The sequence below is a fragment of the Nonomuraea fuscirosea genome, assembly GCF_035917475.1.
Taxonomy (GTDB): Bacteria; Actinomycetota; Actinomycetes; order Streptosporangiales; family Streptosporangiaceae; genus Nonomuraea; species Nonomuraea fuscirosea.
In genome coordinates, this window is record NZ_CP109074.1 from 10,101,351 (window position 1) to 10,121,075 (window position 19,725).

The following is a 19,725-nucleotide window of genomic DNA, read 5'->3' on the forward strand; positions in this document are numbered from 1 at the left end:
CGGCGGCCCCGATCACGGCGGCCGCCGGAATGTGATGATCTACGACTTGGCCGCGGGCTTCTTGGCCGGAGCCTTCTTCGCCGGCGCCTTGCGCGTGGTCGTCTTCTTGGGCGCGGGCGCCCGCTCACGCCGTTCGGCCAGCAGCTCGGCCGCCCGTTCGATCGTGATGTCCTCGACCGTGTCACCCTTGCGCAGCGACGCGTTGGTCTCGCCGTCGGTCACGTACGGGCCGAAACGCCCCTCCTTGACCACGACCGGCTTCTTCGAGTTGGGGTCGTCGCCCAGCTCCCGCAGCGGCGCGGCGGCCGCCGCCCGGCCCCTGCCCCGCTGCTTGGGCTGCGCGAACAGCTCCTTCGCCTGGTCGATGGTGACCGTCAGCAGGTCGTCCTCGGAGCCCAGCGAACGCGAGTCGGTGCCCTTCTTCAGGTAAGGGCCGAACTTCCCGTTGTGCGCCACGACCTCCTCGCCCTCCAGCTCGCCCACGACCCTCGGGATCGTCAGCAGCTTGAGCGCGTCGTCCAGCGTGATGGTGTCGAGCGACATCGTCTTGAACAGCGAGCTCGTACGGGGCTTGACCGCGTCCGCCTTTTTCGTCCGCCGCTTGGGAGCCTCTTCGTCGGCGGCCGGCTCGGGCAGGACCTCCGTCACATAAGGCCCGTAACGCCCGTCCTTGGCCACGATCATGTGACCCGTCACCGGGTCGGGCCCCAGCTGCCGGTCACCCGTCGGCCGCGAGAACAGCTCTTCGGCCTTGTCCGCCGTCAGCTCGTCGGGCGTCATGTCCTCGGGCACGTTGACCCGCGCGCCGTCGCGGTCGAGGTAGGGCCCGTAGCGCCCGACCCGCAGCACGATGTCGCTGCCCCTGACCGGGAACGAGCTGATCTCCTTGGCGTCGATGTCACCCAGGTCGGTGACCATCTCCTTCAGGCCCTCGTCGCCGTCGTCGCCGCCGCCGTAGTAGAAGCGCTGCAGCTCGGGAACGCGCTCCGCCCGGTCGTTGGCGATGTCGTCGAGCACCTTCTCCATGTCGGCGGTGAAGTCGTAGTCGACCAGGTTGCCGAAATGCTGCTCCAGCAGGTTGACCACGGCGAACGCCAGAAACGACGGCACCAGCGCCGTGCCCTTCTTGAACACGTAACCGCGGTCGAGGATGGTGCCGATGATCGAGGCGTACGTCGACGGCCGCCCGATCTCCCGATCCTCCAGCTCCTTGACCAGCGAGGCCTCGGTGTAGCGCGCCGGCGGCTTGGTCGAGTGGCCGGCCACGTCGAGGCGCGTCACGCTGAGCGCGTCGCCCTCCACCAGGTTCGGCAGCCGCTTCTCCGAGTCGTCACGGTCGGTCGCGGGGTCGTCGGCCCCTTCGACGTACGCCTTCAGGAAGCCGTAGAAGGTGATCGTCCGCCCGGACGCGCTGAACTCGACGTCCTCGCCGGCCGTCGACCTGCCGCCCACCTTCACGGTGATCGACTCGCCGACCGCGTCCTTCATCTGGGAGGAGACCGTACGCTGCCAGATCAGCTCGTACAGGCGGAACATGTCGCCGGAAAGCCCGGTCTCGCCCGGCGTGCGGAACTCCTCGCCCGACGGCCGGATCGCCTCGTGCGCCTCCTGCGCGCTCTTCACCTTGCTGGAGTAGACGCGCGGCTTGTCTGGAACGTACGCGGCGCCGTACAGCTTGACGGCCTGCGACCGCGCCGCCGCGACCGCCGTCTCCGACAGCGTGATGCTGTCGGTACGCATGTAGGTGATGAAGCCGTTCTCGTAGAGCCGCTGCGCGACCTGCATCGTGTACTTCGCGGAGAACCCCAGCTTCCTGCTGGCCTCCTGCTGCAGCGTGGTCGTCCTGAACGGCGCGTAAGGCTTGCGCGTGTACGGCTTGCGCTCGACGGATTTGACCGCGAACGACGCCCCCTGCAGCCGACCGGCCAGCTCGCCCGCGGCGGCCTCCGACAGGTGCAGCACATTGGCGTTGCCCTTGAGCTGGCCGGTACTGGCGAAGTCGCGGCCCTGCGCCACCCGCTTGCCGTCGACCCCGGTCAGCGTGCCGGTGAAGTCGCGCGGCCGCTCGTCGGCCTTGCCCGTGTCGAACAGCGCCTGCAGGTCCCAGTAGTGGGCGACCGTGAACGCCATGCGCTCCCGTTCGCGCTCCACGACCAGCCGCGTCGCCACCGACTGCACCCGGCCGGCGGACAGCCTGGGCTTGACCTTCTTCCACAGGACCGGGCTGACCTCGTAGCCGTAGAGGCGGTCGAGGATGCGCCGGGTCTCCTGGGCGTCCACCAGGCGGAGGTTGAGGTCGCGCGGGTTGGCCACGGCGTCGCGGATCGCCTGCGGGGTGATCTCGTGGAACACCATGCGGTGCACGGGCACCTTGGGCTTGAGCACCTCGCGCAGGTGCCAGGCGATGGCCTCGCCCTCGCGGTCCTCGTCAGTGGCCAGATAGAGCTCGTCGGCGTCCTTGAGCAGCTGCCGCAGCTTGTTGACCTGCGACCGCTTGTCGGGGTTGACGACGTACAGCGGTTCGAACTCGTGCTCGACGTTCACTCCGAGACGCGCCCACGGCGCCCCCTTGAACTTCTCGGGGATGTCGTCGGCCTTCTCCGGCAGGTCGCGGATGTGACCGATGCTCGATTCGACGATGTAGCCGCGCCCGAGGTACCCCGCGATCGTCTTCGCCTTGGCGGGCGACTCGACGATCACCAGGCGTGTTCCGCCGGCGCTGCCGTTCTTGGCTGGCACGCTGCTTCCTACCTCGCTGTTCGCTTGCAAATCCCCCTGCCGGGAGTCGGCACAGATCTGAAAGGTAACCCGACTCGCGGAAATTTCCTTCCCCCGGGCTACCCACTAGCTTCCGGGTCCACCCGCAAGCACGCAGAATAAGGCCCATCGAGCGGCCTGACGCCCTGACTCACCCTGGAGACTAATCGTTGTGCTCGACTACTCCTACATGGATATCTTCATTCCACGCGATCTCACTCGCGAAGCAGCACGTCAACTGCTGACCGAACACGCAGAGTACGGTCAGTGGGAGCTCTCGCGCGTCCGGGTGTACCCCGACGGCAGCCGCCGGGTCCGCCTGCGGCGCAAGATCATGAAGGTGCGTAGCACGCTTTGAACGCGAACATGGCTTTGCCCGTCCCGGGCCGCGCCCCCGGAACGGGCAAAGCGTCTATCGCCGCCTACTCACAGGCTGTGAGCGGAAGCCGTCCTGTGTTACGTACTGCCTGATCCCTTACTTACGGCCGATCCGGAACCGGCGGGTGGCGCCGAACAGCGTCGCCGAGGCGGCGAGCATGGCGCCGGCCAGCAGCGCGAGCAGGGAGCCCGAGTTCATCCCGGTCACGCCCGCGGGCTGCTCGGCGCTCATCAGGCCGAGCTGGGGCACCGGCAGGGCGCGGGTGGTGGAGTTGACGGCCCCGCCGAGCGGGGTGGAGGAGACCAGGTCGGTGGCCGGGGCGAGCGGGGAGCTCGAACGGGGCGCTACCGAGCGGCCCTTGCCGTCGACCGGCGCGGAGACCGCGGTGCGCTTCGGCTGGGCCGGAGCGGCGGGCATGCCGGGCAGCTCGGGGAGCTGGGGCAGGCCGAACGTCTTGGCCGCGTCGTCGACGACGGGGAGCTGGTGGGTGACGCCGCCGACGCTCTCCAGCTGCTTGGTCACGTCGGGGAGCTGCTTGGTCAGGTCGTTCGCGCCGCCGAGCCCCTGGGTGAGGCCGCCGACCTTGCCGCCGGCCTCCTGCACCCCGCCGAGGACCGGCAGGGACGGCGTGATGGGCAGCGTGCCGCCCTTGGCGCCCGACACCTTGCTGTTGAACCGGGCGAAACGCTCGAACCCGTCGGGACGCTGGAAGCCGGGCCGGCCGACGTTCGACCCGCCGAGGCATCCGGCGGCAGCGTCGCCCAGGACGGCCGCGGCATTGCCGCAGACGTTGATCGGCGCGCTGATCGGCGCCACGACCTGGTTGCCCGACAGCACCCCGCCGGCGCCGGACGTACGGTTGCCGCCGCCCCCGACCCCGTGCTGCGGCCAGACGCCCGCGCCGCCCTTGCAGTGGGCCCGCGACGCGCCGAGCACGGCGGCCGCGTTGCCGCAGACGTTGATCGGCGCGGTGATCGGCGCGATGACCTGGTTGCCCGACAGCACGCCGCCCGCGCCGGACGTACGGTTGCCGCCGGCGCCCTTGCCGCCGTTCTTCACCACGGCGCCGCCCTTGCAGCCGGCGAACGCATGGCCGAGCACGGCCACCGCGTTGCCGCAGACGTCGATCGGCGCGCTGATCGGCGCGACCGCCTGGTTGCCGCTCAGCACACCCCCGGTTCCCGAGGTACGGTTGCCGCCGGCGCCGGAGCCGCGGCGGGTGTTGTGCACCTCGGCGCCGCCCTTGCACCCGGCGACCGCGTTGCCCACGGCGTTGCCGCAGGCGTCGATCGGCAGGCTGATCGGGGCGATGACCTGGTTGCCGCTGCCGACCCCGAACCGCCCGTCGGTGTCGTTGCCGGTGGAGCCGGCGGCCTGGTGGTGGGCGTGGTAGCGGTTGCCGGGGCCGCCGTTGTTGGTGACGGTCGAGCCGCCCGCGCAGCCGGAGAACGCCCGGCCGACCGCCGCGACCGAGTTGCCGCAGATGTTGATCGGCGCGCTGATCGGCGCGATGACCTGGTTGCCGCCCAGCACGGATCCGTTGCCTGAGGTACGGTTGCCGCCCGCCCCCACGCCGGTGTTGTGCACGGCCGATCCGCCCTTGCAGCCCGCCGTCGCGTCGCCGAAGATCGCCACCGCGTTGCCGCAGGCGTTGATCGGCGCGCTGATCGGCGCGGTGATCTGGTTGCCGCCGAGCACGCTGCCGTCGCCGGAGGTACGGTTGCCGCCGGCCCCGCCCTTGCCCTGGTTACGAACGGTGGCCCCGCCCTTGCAGCCCGCGTCGGACTTGCCGATCAGCGAGACCGCGTTGCCGCAGGCGTTGATCGGGACGCTGATCGGCGCGTTGACCTGGTTACCGCCTCCGACGGACCCGTTGCCGGACGTCTCGTTGGGGATGCCGGGCCGGCCCGAGTTGACGACCTCGGCGCCGCCCTGGGAGGTGGCCTCCGACTTGCCGACTGCGGCGATGGCGTTGCCGCTGATGTCGATCGGGATGGAGACCGGCAGGTCGACCTGGTTGCCGCCCGCGACGGACCCGTCGCCGGAGGTGTCGGCCAGCGCGGTGCCGCCGCCGAACGACATGACGGCCATGGCCAGGAGAGCCGCAGGGCTCGTTGCCTTCGCCCACGTACGCATGATGGATGCTCCTAGTGGTTTGGGGGGATACCTGAACGGTTCGCGGGCAGCCCGAAGTCGTGCGAGGTTTCGCGCACAGCGGAGACCTCGGATTCACGAACCAGTCGAACGGATGTCTTTCACCTGCGGGCGGAGGGATTCGTGCCACGCTCCGCCGTCATTTCGGCCTGTCGGCCGGCCTCGTCCCCGTCGCTTCGATCGGCGATCAGGGACCGGCCTCGATCACGGTCGGCTCTGGCCCCGCTAGGGTCTGCTCCGTCCCGACCTCAGGGACCTCGATCCGGTCAGCCCGATCGCGACCCATGACGGGACCAGACGAATCAGACGCGGACCTGTGAGGACCTAGCCGGGGGAGTAAGACCGGGGACCAGCCGGGAATTCACTCAGTCAGGTGAGAAAGAAGGGTCGTCCGCCGCTGTGCGGACGACGGGGGGAAGCAGGCGCGCCAGGGGGGCGCGCCCAGCCTGGAGCCGCGGGTCGAACCCGGACCTCGCGACATCCCCGGTCGCGGCCCCGAAGGGACCGCTGTTACCGCCGGTGGGCACCAAACCATTGGTGTCCAGGATCTCTCCGGCGGAAGAAGGTACAGGCAGGCCAGGATCCTGCTGGCTGTTGAGGCCGTCGACCGTACGTCCTGCCATGGCTTCGGCGTTGTCCGAAGCCGAGGCGTGGTCCGGGTCGAGGAGGGATTGCTGCGCGACCCCGGACAGAGCCGCTCTCGCCGCCGCTGTGGTGGCCGCTGCCGCTCCCGTCTCCGCACTCGCGTCCGTCGCCCTCCCTGTCGCCGCGGTGGAATCCGCGGCCGCCGGGGCGGCGGTGAACGTGCTGAACAGGACAGCGAGCAGCCAGCCGGTGGCCACCAGGGCGCCAAAAGCGGCTGCCCGCACGACGACCCGACGGGCGCCGGCCGCGAACCGCGCCATCCGGTCAGCCCGATCGGTGGTCACGTCCTGCGCCGGGGTGAACACACGAGGGCGGCGGACAGCCCGGGCCTGAGCCCTCTGCCGCCACACCGCCTCACGCGCCACAATTCCTCCCGAGTATCCAGAACCGACCTCACACTGTGAGGCCGGTCCGTGGACTCACCCCTCAACGTTCCGTAACCGTAGCAGCACCCATGGTTGCCGCAAGAGCTTTTCACCCGAGACCCAGAATTTGGCCAACCCCCCTCCCCACGAACCCTCCCCAACCACCCCACGAACCTCCGCCCACCCCCATGCCGCCCCCATCCCCACCCCCCATCGCGCCTTTGCACGAGGGCTTACGGCACGCCTCCGGCAAGGTCGCGATACTTGGTATGACGCACTGCTCAGAGTTTGCTAACCTTACGGAGCCGACGCGAGATGACGGTCCCGCGTGCAGGCACCAAGTCCGGGTGGCGGAATAGGCAGACGCGCTAGCTTGAGGTGCTAGTGCCCAGTGATGGGCATGGGGGTTCAAGTCCCCCCTCGGACACATTTTCGTACATGATCGTCCAAGCTGAGCTTGGGCGATCACTGCGTTTCTGGCCGGTTCATAGATCAGACGCAGTCCGAGCTCTCCGTACACCTCGGCCCTGTCCTTAGGATCCGCGTTACGGAGTGCCCTGCGCAGGTCTCCGATCGTGGCCACCATCTCGGCTATCTCCTCTTCTGTGAGTCGTTTCGGGATCTTGCTCATCACCCGGTCGAGGCGCATCTGCTCGACCTTCCGTCTCGCCTCCGTCTCGGCGATCCATCCGGCGACGACAGCAGGGTCACTCCCCGCGTCGACGAGGGCGCGGTAGGAGGTCAGCTTGCGCTCACACTCGGCCACGACCTGACGGACGGATTCGGCTTCGGCCAGGCGGTGGTCGTCGGCGAGCTGGGCGTCGGCCATCGCCCGGATGGTGTCCGGAAGGTGCTCGGGATCGAAGGTCGTGGCCAGCCACGTGTCCAGGGGCTCGACGATGAGTTCCTCTCTGACGTAGACCGAGCGTGGATATCGAGGTGGTTGACCTGCGCGTACTCGCGTGGGAAGATGCAGCGGTAGTGCGGCTTGTCGTTGTTCCAACTCCCTTGCATGCGCCGTTCGCAGATGCCGCAGAACAGCAGTCCGCGGAAGATGTACGGGCGGGGAGTCCGGCGCGGCTTGCGTCCCTCTTTGGCGCTTCCAGGGGCCGACAGCAGCGCCTGCACCTGAGCGAAGGTCTCCTCTTCGACCAGCGCCTCATGGGCGGCCTGCTGGGACCAGATCCAGTTGTCCGAGTCGTTCCAGCGGAGCTTGGTCATGTGCCCGAGGGCGACGTCATTGACGTCGATGAGCACCTCGTCCTTCCGCTGCCGGTTCCAGACCTGGCGGCCGGTGTAGCGAGGGTTGAGCAGGATCGCTCGGACCGCCGCCTTCGACCAGGCGATCCCGCTGCGATGGCGGTTTCTGGCCCTGTCATAGGCCGAGGGACACAGGATGCCGTCGCGGGTGAGCCTCTCCGCGATGGCGAGCAGCCCCCTGCCTCCGAGAAACTCGGCGAAGATGCGTTGCACGACGGGGCCGGTGAGCGGGTCCGGCTCCAGGCGGCGCAGGCGCTTGCCGTCCGCGGCCTTGGCCGGGTTGGGATGCGGACCGGCATCGACCAGGCGATACCCGTATGGCGGGCGCCCTCCGAGATAACGGCCCTCCATCTGGGCGAGTGCGGCCATCGAGGTGCGGACCCGCAGCTTGATGCGGTTCCGCTCGCCCTTACTGATGCCGCCGAACATCGACATGATCAGTTCATGCGCCTCGTTGGCCGGATCGATGGGGCCTCCGATCTCGGGCACCCACAGCGGGACGTCGAAGTGTTCGAACAGCGGGAAGGTCAGCCCGAACTGGTTGCCGTAGAAGGCCCGCTGCGGTTCGCCGACCACGACGGCGTCGAACCCCCGAGTGGGGTTGCTCAACTCGTCCAGCAGGGTTCCAGCACGCGGCCTGCGCTGCGGCGGGATCGATCGGGACTTGTCGATGTCGAAGAACTCCGCGACGATCACACCCCCGTGAGGCTCGATCAAGGTCCGGGACCGGGACAGCTGCCAGTTCCTCGACGAGGTGGGGTCCTGGTTGTCCTCCGTGGACACCCGGCCCCAGAAGGCGAATGGGATCATTCAGGCTTCCTTTCTTCCGGCTGACGCTCCGCCAGCGCGGCGTTGGACTTCTGGAGAATCCGCAGGAGTGCACGAGCTGCTCCAGCGGTCAGTGCCGGACACGTCTCGGGGATCTCCACGCGCAGCTCTCGATGCTCGCGAAGGCACCCCTTCGATCCGGGCCCTGCAGGGTACGCCTGCGGACCCGTTTCCGGAGGCCCTGAGCAGGCCCTTTGTAGCTGTTCAGCCACCCTGACCACCTGCCTCGGTGATGCGGGTGCGGGCCAGGTCGCAGTAGTCGGCGTTGAGTTCTATGCCGGCGAAGGTGCGGCCGAGTCGCTGGGCGGCGATGCCGGTGGTGCCGCTGCCCATGAACGGGTCCAGAACCTTGCCGCCGGGGCGGCAGCCGGCGGCGATGGCCTTGAGCGGGATGTCGATGGGGAAGGCCGCGAAATGTGCCGCCCGCAACGGGCGGGTGGAGATCGACCAGACATCCCCAGGGTTCCTGCCGCTCGGGTGGGCGGCGGCATGCCGGCTGCCCGTTGGACACATTGCCGCGCCGTGCCGAGGGCCTGCCGCGCCGTGGCCGTACTTGCCGGACGGTGGCCACGCGGTGGAGATGCTGTTCGGCTTGTTGCCGCCGGAGCGGGCCCTTCTGGTGATCGGGCGGTCTCCGGTGTACGGCTCGCGGATCGGGTCGAGGTCGAACCGATAGTGCCGCTGTTTGACCAGCAGGAAGATCAGCTCGTAGCGGTTGGAGAGGCGGTCCCGGATGGACTGCGGCATCGCGTTGGGCTTGTGCCAGACGATGGCGTTGCGCAGGATCCAGCCGTCGTCCTGCAGAGCGAAGGCGACCCGCCAGGGCATGCCGAGCAGGTTCTTCGGTGGCACCGACTGTCGGGCCTTGGGGCGTACGGAGGGCTGACGCGGGTTGAAGTCGGTTCCGCGGGCGCAGCCGTCGGAGTTCGCGGCGTAGACGTCGCCCAGGTTGAGCCAGCAGGTGCCGTCGTCCGCCAGCGCCCTGCGTGCCTCCGCGAAGGTGGCGCGCAGGGTGTCCACGTACGCCCAGATCGTGGACTCCTGGCCGTACTGGCCGTCGCAGTAGTGCCGCAGCCCCCAGTACGGCGGGCTGGTGACGATGCAGTCCACCGACCCCGGGGGCATCTCGGCCAGCACCTGGCGGGCGTCGCCGTGGTAGATGGCCGCCTGCTCGTCGCTCCAGTACGGTTCGCGCAGCCCGGTCATCGGCGACCTCCGACCGCGTCGTCCGAGCCCAGGCGCACGACCAGCCGCCGGTAACCCGCCGCTCCGGCCGCCTGGCAGACGGCGCCCAGCAGGGTCGAGCAGGCGTCGGGAGTGCCGTCGGTGGACAGGCAGGCGATCTCCACCGTGTCCGCCTCTTCGTGCTCCCGGCTGCCGGCGAACACGACGCCCACGAGCGTTCCGTCCTCTGTATGGGCGCCGAGAACGATCTCGGCATAGGTCGGAGGATTGGGGCGGTCGTGTGTCCAGGCGGCGAATGCCCGCGCGGTCTGAACCGCCAGCAGGGAAGTCGTCAGACGTCGGCCGTGCGGGCGAACTGGAATGCCCGGGCGGTCATTCTCATGAATCTCATGGCGGTTCTCCATCGTGGTTGTCGGGACACGTTCCGGATGCGTGACCAGGCAAGCAGCATGATCAGAAGCCGCTCAGAAGTCGGGCGCGAGAAGGCGGAAAGTCCGGCTTGCTGGCAATCGGGCGGCGTGACGGCGTCCCGCTGGATCAGTACCTGCTCGCCGCCCTGCGTCACCTGATCTCGCCGAAGGCCACGGCCCACTCACCGGAGCAAGCGCCTGCGACTCCGTCGTGGGTGGCCGCTCGATCCGACGCCCGGCCTGCTCCGCTGCGGCTGCCCGCTCGCGGAGTGATCGGTGACGGACTGATCGATCTCGGCCCGGATGGCGTCGCCGCGGTGGCGGAGGTTTCCACGGTCAGTTTCGCGCTGCGGACACCCGTGGAGCAGGACGCGCTCGTAGCCACGTTCGGACGCTGGCTCAACTCGCTGTCAGGACCGGCGCAGATCCTGGTACGTGCCCAGCGGGTGGATCTCGCTCCGACGATCAACCAGCTGCTGGAGGCAGCGCGTGCTCTTGCCCATCCAGCGTTGACCGCCGCCGCGCAGGAGCATGCCGCGTTCCTCGCCGATCTGTCCGCCCGGCACGACCTCCTGAGCCGCCAGGTCCTGCTGATCGTCCGCGAACCCGCCGCGGGCGGACAGGACACGGCCACGGCGCGAGCGCTACGGCGGGTGGAGGAGGCCACGCGGCTGCTTCCGGCATGCGGGGTCACGGTCCGGCTTCTGAACGCCGAGGCCGTCAGCGCCGTGCTGATGTCCAGCTTCGACCCGGCCGCGCCACCCCTGCCCGCCGATCAGCTCGCCGAGCCCGGCGAAGTCATCACGAGGGGAGAGCATCGATGAAACTCCGGCGCGCGAAGCCGGCGCGCGGTGGACTCGGGCCGGACGCGGTCCTGGTCCGGCCCTCTCATCTTCGAGTCGGTGATGGACTGTGTACGACGCTGGCCATCAGCGGGTATCCGAGAGAGGTCACCCCCGGGTGGCTGGAGCCGCTGCTCACTTATCCCGGCCGCCTGGACGTGTCACTCCACGTGGACCCGATCCCGTCCCTCGTGGCCGCGGATCGACTACGCAAGCAGCTGGCCCGGCTGGAGTCCGGGCTACGCAGCGACCAGCAGCACGGGCGGCTCCGAGGTGTGTCAGAGAAAATGGGCTCTTGAGCACTTCCTGGGGAGCGGTTACCTGGAGTGGCGTCGAGGGCAGCCGAAGATCTGAGATAAGCCCGGATGGGTGGAGATTTGGCAACTCGTCGCGTATAGCGACGGCCGTTCTGTGACGATCTGGATCACCAAGATCATCAAGAACGGCCGCGGGGAGTCATCGTGCTGCATCCGGTCACCAGCGACCAGGCTCGTCTGCTGCGCTTGTTGTTCCCGCACCTGGACGGGTTGGAGTTCGAGCGGATCGAGGATGCGAACGGCAGCGTGCGGATCACGGCATGTACCGGAACCGAGCTGGCCATCTGCCCGCGATGCGCCACACCGACTACTCGGGTGCATGACCGGTACCAGCGCCGTCTGCAGGATGTGTCATGCGGCGGGCGGCCGATCCAGGTCGCGTTAGAGGTCCGCCGGTTCGTCTGCGGCAGCGGTTCCTGCCCGGTCGCGACGTTCGCCGAACAGGTCGACGGGCTGACCGCCAAGCACCAGCGCCGCACGGTGGGGCTTCGGGGCCTGCTGGAGCGGGTCGCGCTCGCGCTGGCCGGCAGCGCGGGCTCCCGTCTGGCGCGCGTGATGGGCCAGGTCGTCTCGCGCTTCACGCTGATCCGGATGATCCGGGCGCTGCCGGATCCTGAGGTCGGGCAGGTCACCGTCCTCGGAGTTGACGATTTCGCCAAGCGCAAGGGAGCCTCCTACGCGACCGTCCTGCTGGACATGGACACCCACCAGATCATCGACGTGCTTGATGGCCGGGAGGCAGACACCTTCGCCGACTGGCTGCGCGCGCATCCGGGCATCGAGGTGATCTGCAGGGACAGGGGAGGTTCCTATGCGCTGGGAGCCCGGCAGGGCGCACCCGATGCTCAGCAGGTGGCTGACCGGTTTCATCTGCTCCAGGACCTGGGCAAGGCGGTGGAGAAGACCGTCATCGCCCACCATGCCGCCCTGCACGACCCCGATCCCGGCCCGGAGCACGAGAAGCCCGGGCCGACGGCGGCGCCACACCCCACTGAGCCTGGTGCAGACCTCGCGCCACCGCCCGCCGATCCGGACGGATACCGTGACGGTGCAGGTCAGCCGCGGCGGCTGGTCGCCCGGCACACGGAGCGGTACGACGCGATCCAAGCCCTGCTGGCCAAGGGGCTGTCGCTCTCGGCGATCGGCCGTGAGCTGGGGTTGAACCGGCAGACCGTGGCCCGGTTCGCCCGCGCTGAGAGTCTGGAGCAGGTGCTGTTCAAGGCCACTCACCGCGCCGGCATTCTGGACGACTTCAAGCCCTACCTCAACCAGCGATGGAACCAAGGAGTCACTAACGCCGCCGCCCTCCATGCCGAGATCAAGAGCCGGGGCTGGAAGGGCAGCGCCGAAGCCGTTCGCGCCCACCTGCGGCAATACCGGCCCGACCCCACCGACGGCCAGCAGCGGCCCAGACAGGCCCCACTACCGCCGCGCCGCCCAAGCCCCGCCGGGTCGTCCGCTGGATCATGACTCATCCCGACCATCTGAAGGACACCGAGGCCGAACACCTCGCCAAGATCCTGGGCCGCAGTCCCGAACTGCTCAGTTGTGGAGTGCCATCTTTCGGAGTAGGTCGAGGTTGGCTCGGCCGAACATGAGCCGTTTCCAGAATTTGATCTTGCATATGGTGCCCTCGACAGCGCCTGATGAATAGGGGAGGGTGAGGCCGGCCAGGACGGCGGGGTGGTCGCGTTCGATGCCGTTGGCCAGGGAATGGAGGGCGGGGAGCGGGTCGGCGCGGACGGCGGTGAGCCAGTCGTCCAGGTGCTGGCGGCCGGTGCGTTCGGTGAGCATGGTGGCGAAGGCTCGGACGTGGCCGGCGGTGGCGGCGACCATGACGCCACCTCCGATGGGTCGAACTTGGAGTGCTTGTCGATGATGCCGGGATCGTGGCTGTGTCAATCCTCTGGAACAGAGCGAGCAGGAATTCCGATTCTTCTCGCTCTGGCGGTGGCCCCTTCCGCGTCAGAGTCAATGGGCTCTTGAGCACTTTCTGGGGAGTGGTCACGGTCGATGACTCAGCGGTATCAGCCTCCCGAACCCGCGGGCCAGTCAGTGTGATGCACATCACATCGATATGAGGGCCCAGTGGGCGAGGTCTTTGACGGACAGCTTGACCAGTGGAAATGTGGCATCGCTTGACACATAACTGACTCTCAGCGTCGGGAAAGCAACGTTCCGGATGTTGACCGATCTTGGTAGCTAGATCACATTTCGAGTGATCGTTTTATTTGCTTCTTATGCGCTCGCAGGCCCTTTCGCCGGGGTCTGCGTCAGCGTGCGCTAAAAGGAGTGCAGTGTGCGCGATCGTCGTTTATCGATCCGCTTATCCACCTTCCTGATCAGCCTCGCGACGCTGGTTCTGATTTCCAGCGTCGGGGTCCCTGATCGTCTGATCCAGACGGCTGCGGCAGCCAACCGCGGGCCAGAGCCCGAACCTTCGGTGGACGCTCGTCCGGTGCCGGCCAAGAAGGCGGTCCTCGGCGCGGAGGAGACCGCGCCCAAGACCGCACCGAGGAAGCCCGTCTGGCCCGAGGCGGGCCAGGCCGAAGTCACCATTCCGGAGCCTGGTGAGGTGGCTCAGCCCAGGAAACTGCCGGTGAAGCTCGGACCGGTCCCGGGAAGCCGGCTGGACAAGGTCAAGGTGGAGACGCTGCCGCCGGCATCGGTTCAGGAACTGGGCGGGGCAGGTGTGGCCGCTCGTCTGATACGGGCCGATGGCGGGACAGCGCCGGGTAAGGCTCGGGCGGTTTTCTCCTACGCCGACTTCCGCGACGCCTTCGGCGGTCAGTTCGTTTCTCGGCTTCAATTGTTGCGGCTACCCGCGTGTGTACTGGAAGAGCCACGTCCGCGATCCTGCGTGGCAAGGCCGACGGTGGTGCCGTCGGTCAACGATGTGCAGGCGGGCACGTTAACCGCCGAGGTGGAAGTGGCGCCGATGGGCGCTGCGCCGGCCAAGACTCAGGCGCCAACGTTGGGCAGGAACCGCAAGGCGGACGCGATCAAGGCTTCTGACGCGGCGCTCGCGGCGCAATTGGCGGCGGGCGCGGTCTATCTGCTCGCGGGAGACCTGACCGGACCGGACGGAAATTGGGGAGCCACGGATCTCAAGCCTTCAGGGACGTGGCAGGCGGGCACCTCGGGTGGCGACTTCGACTATGACCTGCCGCTTCCGATACCGGCTTCGCCAGGGGGATTCGGGCCGGACCTGTCGCTGCAGTACAGCGCTTCGTCGGTAGACGGTCAGGGGGCGTGGACCAACAACCAGTCAGGCGTCGCTGGAGTCGGCTGGGACTTGAGCAGGGGATACATTGAGCGCCGCTTCCGCCGCTGCGACGTGTGGACGTACTACGACGACAACACGGCCGAACTGGTGTGGATAGCCGACGAGAGCAAGGTGGGCCGAGCGTACTGCTGGGAGTCGCCGAACGAGAATGCGACTGGCGCGGACCGGACGCAGTCGGAGTTGGTGCTGAGTGCGGGCGGCCGGTCGGCGCAGATCGTCAAGACCACAGCGGGGGCGTGGAGGACGGTCCCGGACTTCGGCTGGAAGATCGAGCAGGTGGCGGGCGGTGCGGACGGCAACGCGTACTGGAGGGTCACCGATCGGGAGGGGCAGGTCTGGCGGTTCGGCTACACCAAGGACGCGCAGTGGCAGGTCCCGTACGTCGGGGACGAGTCCGGTGAGCCGTGCTTTGACCGGTACTGGAACAACTTCATCCCGCCCACCTGCACGGGTGTGTGGCGGTGGAACATGGACCAGGAGATCGACCGCAACGAGAACGTCATCGACTACTCCCACACTCGCGAGACCAACTACTTCTGCCTGCCCTCCTGCGCCCACGAAGTCTACGAGGTGCTGCCCTACGACCGGGGCGGCTTCCTGGCATCGGCTTCCTGGGGGCACAACACGCAGGTGAGCGGCTCCACGCCGACCGCGCGCATGACGTTCGCCACCGCGACCCGCGGCGGTGATGACGTTCCCACCGACCTCCATTGTGCGCAAGCGGCGGGTTGCCTCAACGACGCGATCGCGTTCTACTCGACCCGCAGGCTGACAACGATCCAAACGGAATCCCGTGACCCCGCCTCAGGCGTGTGGGGTCCGGCGGGCCGGCTGGACTTCACCCACACCTGGGTCTATCAGCGCACCGACCAGGGGTTGCCGTGGGACGCGGCGATGTGGCTCGACACAGTGCAGCAGACCGGGCAAGCGGCTGAGCCGGAGATAACCCTGCCGCCGCTGAACTTCGACGCGGTGATGCTGGCCGGCCGGATGGACTACGTCAGCAACTCCGACTGGCAGGACCAGCTTTCGTGGCGGATGGTGCCGCGCATGGCGGCCATCAGCAACGGCATGGGCGGCCGGATCGAGGTTACCTACGGCCAGGCCGACCCGTGCGGCGGGGCCAAGGGCCGCGACGGCTCCAACTACATGAGCGACAAGGTCGGCGACTGCTACCAGGTCGATATGGGCAGCGACCCCGAGCAGGGCTACGAAGCATGGACCCGCTACTACAAACAACTGGCCACCAAGGTGGTCGAACGCGACATGGTCGCCGGCTCGCCGGACAATGTATACAGCTACGAATTCCTGGGTGCGCCGCGCTGGGCCAATCCCGTCCAGTACGCCGAACCGGACCTCGCTCCTGCCGGCTCGGACTGGCGGGGCTATGGCCAGGTGCGCACGGTTCAGGGATCAGGCACCGACCCGTCGGCGTACAGCGTGACTACGCGAACATTTCTGCGTGGCAGCGGACTACAGGTCACCGACTTCGAGGGAAACTCCGTCACTGACGCCGCGCTCCTGCAAGGGCAGGTGCTGCAGGAACAAGCGTGGCGGATGACCTCCCTCAGTCCTCGGGCGTACACCGAGTTGCAGTCCACCCGATACGAATACAAGATCACAAACACGGGTGACTGGCCAGGGACGCTCGACCCGGCCTTCGTGCTGCGTACGCGAGAACGCGCACGCGAGCAGATCGCGGCCGGCGGCTGGCGATACACCAACAAGACGACGGTCCACAACAGCGACGGTTTGCCCGCCACGATCAACGATCTGGGGCAGGACGGCGTCTCCTCTGACAATTTTTGTACGACAATGCGCTATGCGCGCAACGTCAGTGCCGGGAACAACTACACCGCACTGCCATCAGTGATCGAGCGCAGAGCCGGTGACGACTGCGCAGTCGGCAACCTGTACAGCAGATCGGTCATCCTCTATGACGGAGGATCTGATCCAGCGACCAACGCGCCGAGCGATGGGAATGTGACCGAGACCCGGTCGTACTCGAACGAGACGACGGCCTCCGTCGCCAAGGCGACTTTCGACAACTACGGGCGCGCGCTCTCGACCACCGACGCGCTCGGCAAGACAACCACCACGCAGTACGCCCCCGCGGTCGGATGGCCGTACAACGGTGTCACGACGACCAACCCACTCGGCCACAAGGTCACGACGAAGTCGTCGCATCTCCACGGACAGACGACGTCCCTGCTTGACGCCAACCAGAAGCTGATGGAGGTCGACTACGACGCCCTCGGCCGCTCCGCGGTCCTGTGGGGAACCGGGGAGCCGCGCAGCGGCTCGACTCCCACTGCCACGGTGGAGTACGAGCTGTCGGCGGAAGGAACTCTGGGCCAGCCGGACGAACCGGCCAAGACCGTTATGCGGAAGCTGCTATCAGGAACGGGCTCGACGGCCAAATACACCACCTCGTCCTCCTACGAGGACGGCTTCGGACGGCTCCGTGAGGTACAGGCGGCCTCTCCCCAAGGGGGCCGCGTGGTCGCGGTCACCGCGTACGATCCACGAGGCCTGACAGTGGTCAACGCTCTGGCGGTGCACAACACCGAGGCTCCGGGCAGCGGGCTGCTCAACCCAGCTTTCGAATCGCTGCCGCAATGGACGAAGACGACTTACGACGCGCTGCGGCGTCCGACTGCCGCGATCGACTACAACCTCGCCTCGGAGTTCCGCCGCACCACGACCGCTTACCCGGGGATGGACCGGGTGGAGGTGTCGCCTCCGGTGGGCGGCAAGGTAGCGACCGTCGTGGACGTGGCTGGCCGGACCATCAAGAAGGAGCAGTGGTCAGGTTCCAGCACGCACTATGACACCACGTACGCCTACAACCTCGCCGGCAAACTAACCTCACTGACGGACGCCAACGGCAACGTCCGCACCTTCTCCTACGACTGGCTTGATCGGCGCACCGCCACGAAGGCTCCAGACAGCGGTTCGGTGAGCACGGGCTATGACGCCGCCGGCCGGATCACGTGGAATGTCGACGGGAACAGCACGAAGACGTCCTTCGTCTACGACGACCTCGGCCGTAAGACGAGCCAATGGGCCGGAGAGGTGGGCACGGGGACCAAGCTGGCCGAATGGGTGTACGACACCCTGGCCAAGGGCCAACCGACCTCGAGCACCCGGTACGCCGGGAGCCAGGCGTACGTTCAGACCGTAACCGGATACGACGGCGCTTACCGGCCGCTGGGCTCGAAGGTCACCGTGCCTGCGAGCGAGGGGGCTCTCGCGGGTGAATACGTCTCCGCCGTCACCTATGACAGGGCCGGCAACCCCCTGACGCGCACCTTCCCCGCCAGCGGCGGCCTGCCAGCGGAGACGCTGACCCTCGGCTACTCCGACCTGGCTCTCCCGAAGAGCCTGACCTCGAGCCTCGGCGGCAACACGGTCTACGTGAAGGACACCTCCTACACGGCGACCGCACGTATCGCCGAGCGGACCTACGGCGGAAACGGACAAGTCAAGCGGTCCTTCACCTGGGACGACAAGACGGGCTGGCTGAACAGGCTGACCACCACGGCCAAGGCTGACACGTCAAGCCCCGCCATGGTCCAGGACGACCAGTTCCGGTACAACGCGGCTGGTGTCATCACCCAGGTCCTCGACGCGACGGCGACGGCAGGCACGAGCCTGGGGCAGAGAGAATGCTTCGGCTACGACGACATGAACCGTCTCATCCACGCGTTCACGACGACGCAGGGCGACTGCACGGCCGGAGCCGATGGGCAGGGCACCGACCCTTACAGCCAGCTGTACACGTATGACGCGGTGGGCAACATCAAGTCGCTGCAGGACGGCGGCGTAACCGCGACATACGGCTACCCGGCGCCGGGGGCGTCGGCTGTCCGGCCCAATGCGGTCACCTCGATCACCCAACCGTCACGGACGGACACGTACGCGTACGACAACGCGGGCCAGCTCACCAGCCGCACGGTCGACGGCGAGCAGTCCACCTTCACCTGGAACCAGTTGGGCCAGATGGAGAAGGCCGTTGTCGGTGGCGCGGAGACGTCCATGGTCTACGACGCCAACGGCGAACGAATAATCCGTCGCGATCCGGGCGGAACGACCCTATATCTCGGGGATATGGAGGTGCGATCGTCCGGTGGAACCGTCAAGGCGACGCGCTACTACAACTCTCCGGACGGCGCCCTAGTGGGCATCCGGACCACGGACGGGTTTAGATGGACGGCCTCCGGACTGCACGGATCGACGCAATTGGCCATCGACGACGCGACGGGCGCGGTCGCTCGCGAACGGTATCTGCCCTATGGGCAGCGCCGCGGCGAGGACGACCTGCCCTTCACCGATCGGGGCTTCCTGGGCAAGACGGAGGACGGCTCCACAGAACTGGTCTACCTTTCCGCCCGCTATTACGATCCGACGACGGCCAAGTTCGCCAGCCCGGATCCCATGCTGGATCCGGACGCACCACAGTGGACGAATCCGTACGGCTACGCTGCCGACAACCCGATCGGCCTGTCCGATCCTGACGGTCTCATTCCCGACCATGGTGGCGGCAGCGGTGACAGCAACCGTGTCTTGAGCGTCATCGACTCGATTCTCGGCGCCCTGCCGAGTGAGGGGGTACGTAACAAGTTCCTGGAGCGATGGCGGTCTCGGCTGGCCGAGCATCTCAGGACTCATCTCGACGCCGAAGCCCTGCAGGACGACAGGCTGCGGACCCAGCAGGAATTCTTCCTCGCCCTGTCTATCTGTGAGGAGATAGGTTTCCGGGCCTGCGGCTCGGACGCGATCGAGTTCTTCTTCGCGGGTGTGTGGGCTCGCCACGACATGGATGAGCTCATGGGCAGCGACAAGGGGAAGGTCGGCGGCAAGGCGAGCATGTTCGCCAGGTTCAAGATAACCCCCGGAAAGGGGTTCAGAAAGGATGTGCCGAGCGCCGCTGGAAATCGTAGCTACATCACCTACGTCATCAAGAACAAGCACGACCAAGTGGTGTACGTGGGCAAGGCCAGCGGCCCCGGAACCCCCGAACAGGTGCTAAGAGGAAGGTTGACCAAGAAGAAGGATGGCCACGACCATTACCATCCGGATCTGGGTGACAAATATCCGGAGATTGTGGATGTGTACAAGTCCAAATCTGCGATGTCCGGCGGCGAGCAATTCTACATAGAGGCGTACCGAGAGATGGGGTCGACTCTCAGGAACGTGGACGAGGCTCTCAGCTGGCGGGTGGATCGGCGAAAGAAATCACTCTCGAAACTAGATGCATTCTTCCTGGAGAAGATGTTCAAGGGACAGTTATAGTA

11 protein-coding genes and 1 tRNA gene are annotated in these 19,725 nt (G+C 67.4%); 5 read left to right on the forward strand and 7 right to left on the reverse strand.

Features of this window, described 5'->3' with window-relative positions; genetic code table 11:
* Window positions 1-39: 39 nt before the first annotated feature.
* The gene (gene topA / locus OIE67_RS46385; RefSeq protein ID WP_326632602.1) at window positions 40-2,739 is read right to left on the reverse strand and encodes a type I DNA topoisomerase; all 2,700 of its coding nucleotides are present in this window, start codon (window positions 2,737-2,739) and stop codon (window positions 40-42) included.
* A 190-nt stretch (window positions 2,740-2,929) separates the two neighbouring features.
* Between topA and OIE67_RS46390 the strand changes: the two genes are divergently transcribed.
* Entirely contained in the window at window positions 2,930-3,115 is a 186-nt protein-coding gene (locus tag OIE67_RS46390) for a DUF5703 family protein (protein WP_326632604.1), read from the forward strand.
* A gap of 117 nt (window positions 3,116-3,232) precedes the next feature.
* On the opposite strand, the gene OIE67_RS46395 is transcribed toward OIE67_RS46390, so the two are convergent.
* Together OIE67_RS46395 and OIE67_RS46400 are read right to left on the reverse strand one after the other, a co-directional pair.
* Window positions 3,233-5,272: a chaplin family protein gene (locus OIE67_RS46395; protein WP_326632606.1), complete on the reverse strand. Its 2,040-nt coding sequence runs from the start codon at window positions 5,270-5,272 to the stop codon at window positions 3,233-3,235.
* A 383-nt stretch (window positions 5,273-5,655) separates the two neighbouring features.
* A complete protein-coding gene (locus OIE67_RS46400) occupies window positions 5,656-6,219 on the reverse strand; it encodes a hypothetical protein (protein WP_245955996.1) in 564 nt (187 codons plus the stop codon).
* Between the two features lie 422 nt (window positions 6,220-6,641).
* On the opposite strand from OIE67_RS46400, the gene OIE67_RS46405 reads away from it, so the two are divergent.
* Window positions 6,642-6,727, forward strand: a tRNA-Leu gene (locus tag OIE67_RS46405).
* A gap of 314 nt (window positions 6,728-7,041) precedes the next feature.
* Here the strand turns inward: OIE67_RS46405 and OIE67_RS46410 are convergent.
* The 3 genes from OIE67_RS46410 to OIE67_RS46420 all read right to left on the reverse strand — a co-directional run bounded on the left by OIE67_RS46410 (window position 7,042) and on the right by OIE67_RS46420 (window position 9,785).
* On the reverse strand, window positions 7,042-8,370 hold the full coding sequence (locus OIE67_RS46410; protein WP_326632609.1) for a recombinase family protein: 1,329 nt from the start codon (window positions 8,368-8,370) through the stop codon (window positions 7,042-7,044).
* A gap of 222 nt (window positions 8,371-8,592) precedes the next feature.
* The gene (locus tag OIE67_RS46415; RefSeq protein WP_326632612.1) at window positions 8,593-9,594 is read right to left on the reverse strand and encodes a DNA-methyltransferase; all 1,002 of its coding nucleotides are present in this window, start codon (window positions 9,592-9,594) and stop codon (window positions 8,593-8,595) included.
* Window positions 9,591-9,785 (reverse strand): hypothetical protein, encoded by a 195-nt coding sequence (locus tag OIE67_RS46420; RefSeq protein ID WP_326632613.1) that lies wholly within the window; start codon window positions 9,783-9,785, stop codon window positions 9,591-9,593. The genes OIE67_RS46415 and OIE67_RS46420 overlap by 4 nt, the downstream gene beginning before the upstream one ends.
* Window positions 9,786-10,252: 467 nt before the next feature.
* On the opposite strand from OIE67_RS46420, the gene OIE67_RS46425 reads away from it, so the two are divergent.
* Window positions 10,253-10,807: a hypothetical protein gene (locus OIE67_RS46425; RefSeq protein WP_326632616.1), complete on the forward strand. Its 555-nt coding sequence runs from the start codon at window positions 10,253-10,255 to the stop codon at window positions 10,805-10,807.
* Window positions 10,808-11,286: 479 nt separating this feature from the next.
* On the forward strand, window positions 11,287-12,612 hold the full coding sequence (locus tag OIE67_RS46430) for an ISL3 family transposase (RefSeq protein ID WP_326632618.1): 1,326 nt from the start codon (window positions 11,287-11,289) through the stop codon (window positions 12,610-12,612).
* Between the two features lie 72 nt (window positions 12,613-12,684).
* Here OIE67_RS46430 and OIE67_RS46435 read toward each other — a convergent pair whose 3' ends face one another.
* Window positions 12,685-12,978 (reverse strand): transposase, encoded by a 294-nt coding sequence (locus OIE67_RS46435; protein ID WP_326632620.1) that lies wholly within the window; start codon window positions 12,976-12,978, stop codon window positions 12,685-12,687.
* A 463-nt stretch (window positions 12,979-13,441) separates the two neighbouring features.
* On the opposite strand from OIE67_RS46435, the gene OIE67_RS46440 reads away from it, so the two are divergent.
* Window positions 13,442-19,723, forward strand: coding sequence for an RHS repeat-associated core domain-containing protein (locus OIE67_RS46440; RefSeq protein ID WP_326632622.1), 6,282 nt, complete (start codon window positions 13,442-13,444; stop codon window positions 19,721-19,723).
* The last annotated feature ends 2 nt before the right edge of the window (window positions 19,724-19,725 follow it).

Coding starts and splice junctions, on each gene's coding strand:
- OIE67_RS46395 (WP_326632606.1), bottom strand. CDS start 5,272: ATGCGTACGTGGGCGAAGGCAACGAGCCCTGCGGCTCTCCTGGCCATG.
- OIE67_RS46410 (WP_326632609.1), bottom strand. CDS start 8,370: ATGATCCCATTCGCCTTCTGGGGCCGGGTGTCCACGGAGGACAACCAG.
- OIE67_RS46415 (WP_326632612.1), bottom strand. CDS start 9,594: ATGACCGGGCTGCGCGAACCGTACTGGAGCGACGAGCAGGCGGCCATC.
- OIE67_RS46435 (WP_326632620.1), bottom strand. CDS start 12,978: ATGGTCGCCGCCACCGCCGGCCACGTCCGAGCCTTCGCCACCATGCTC.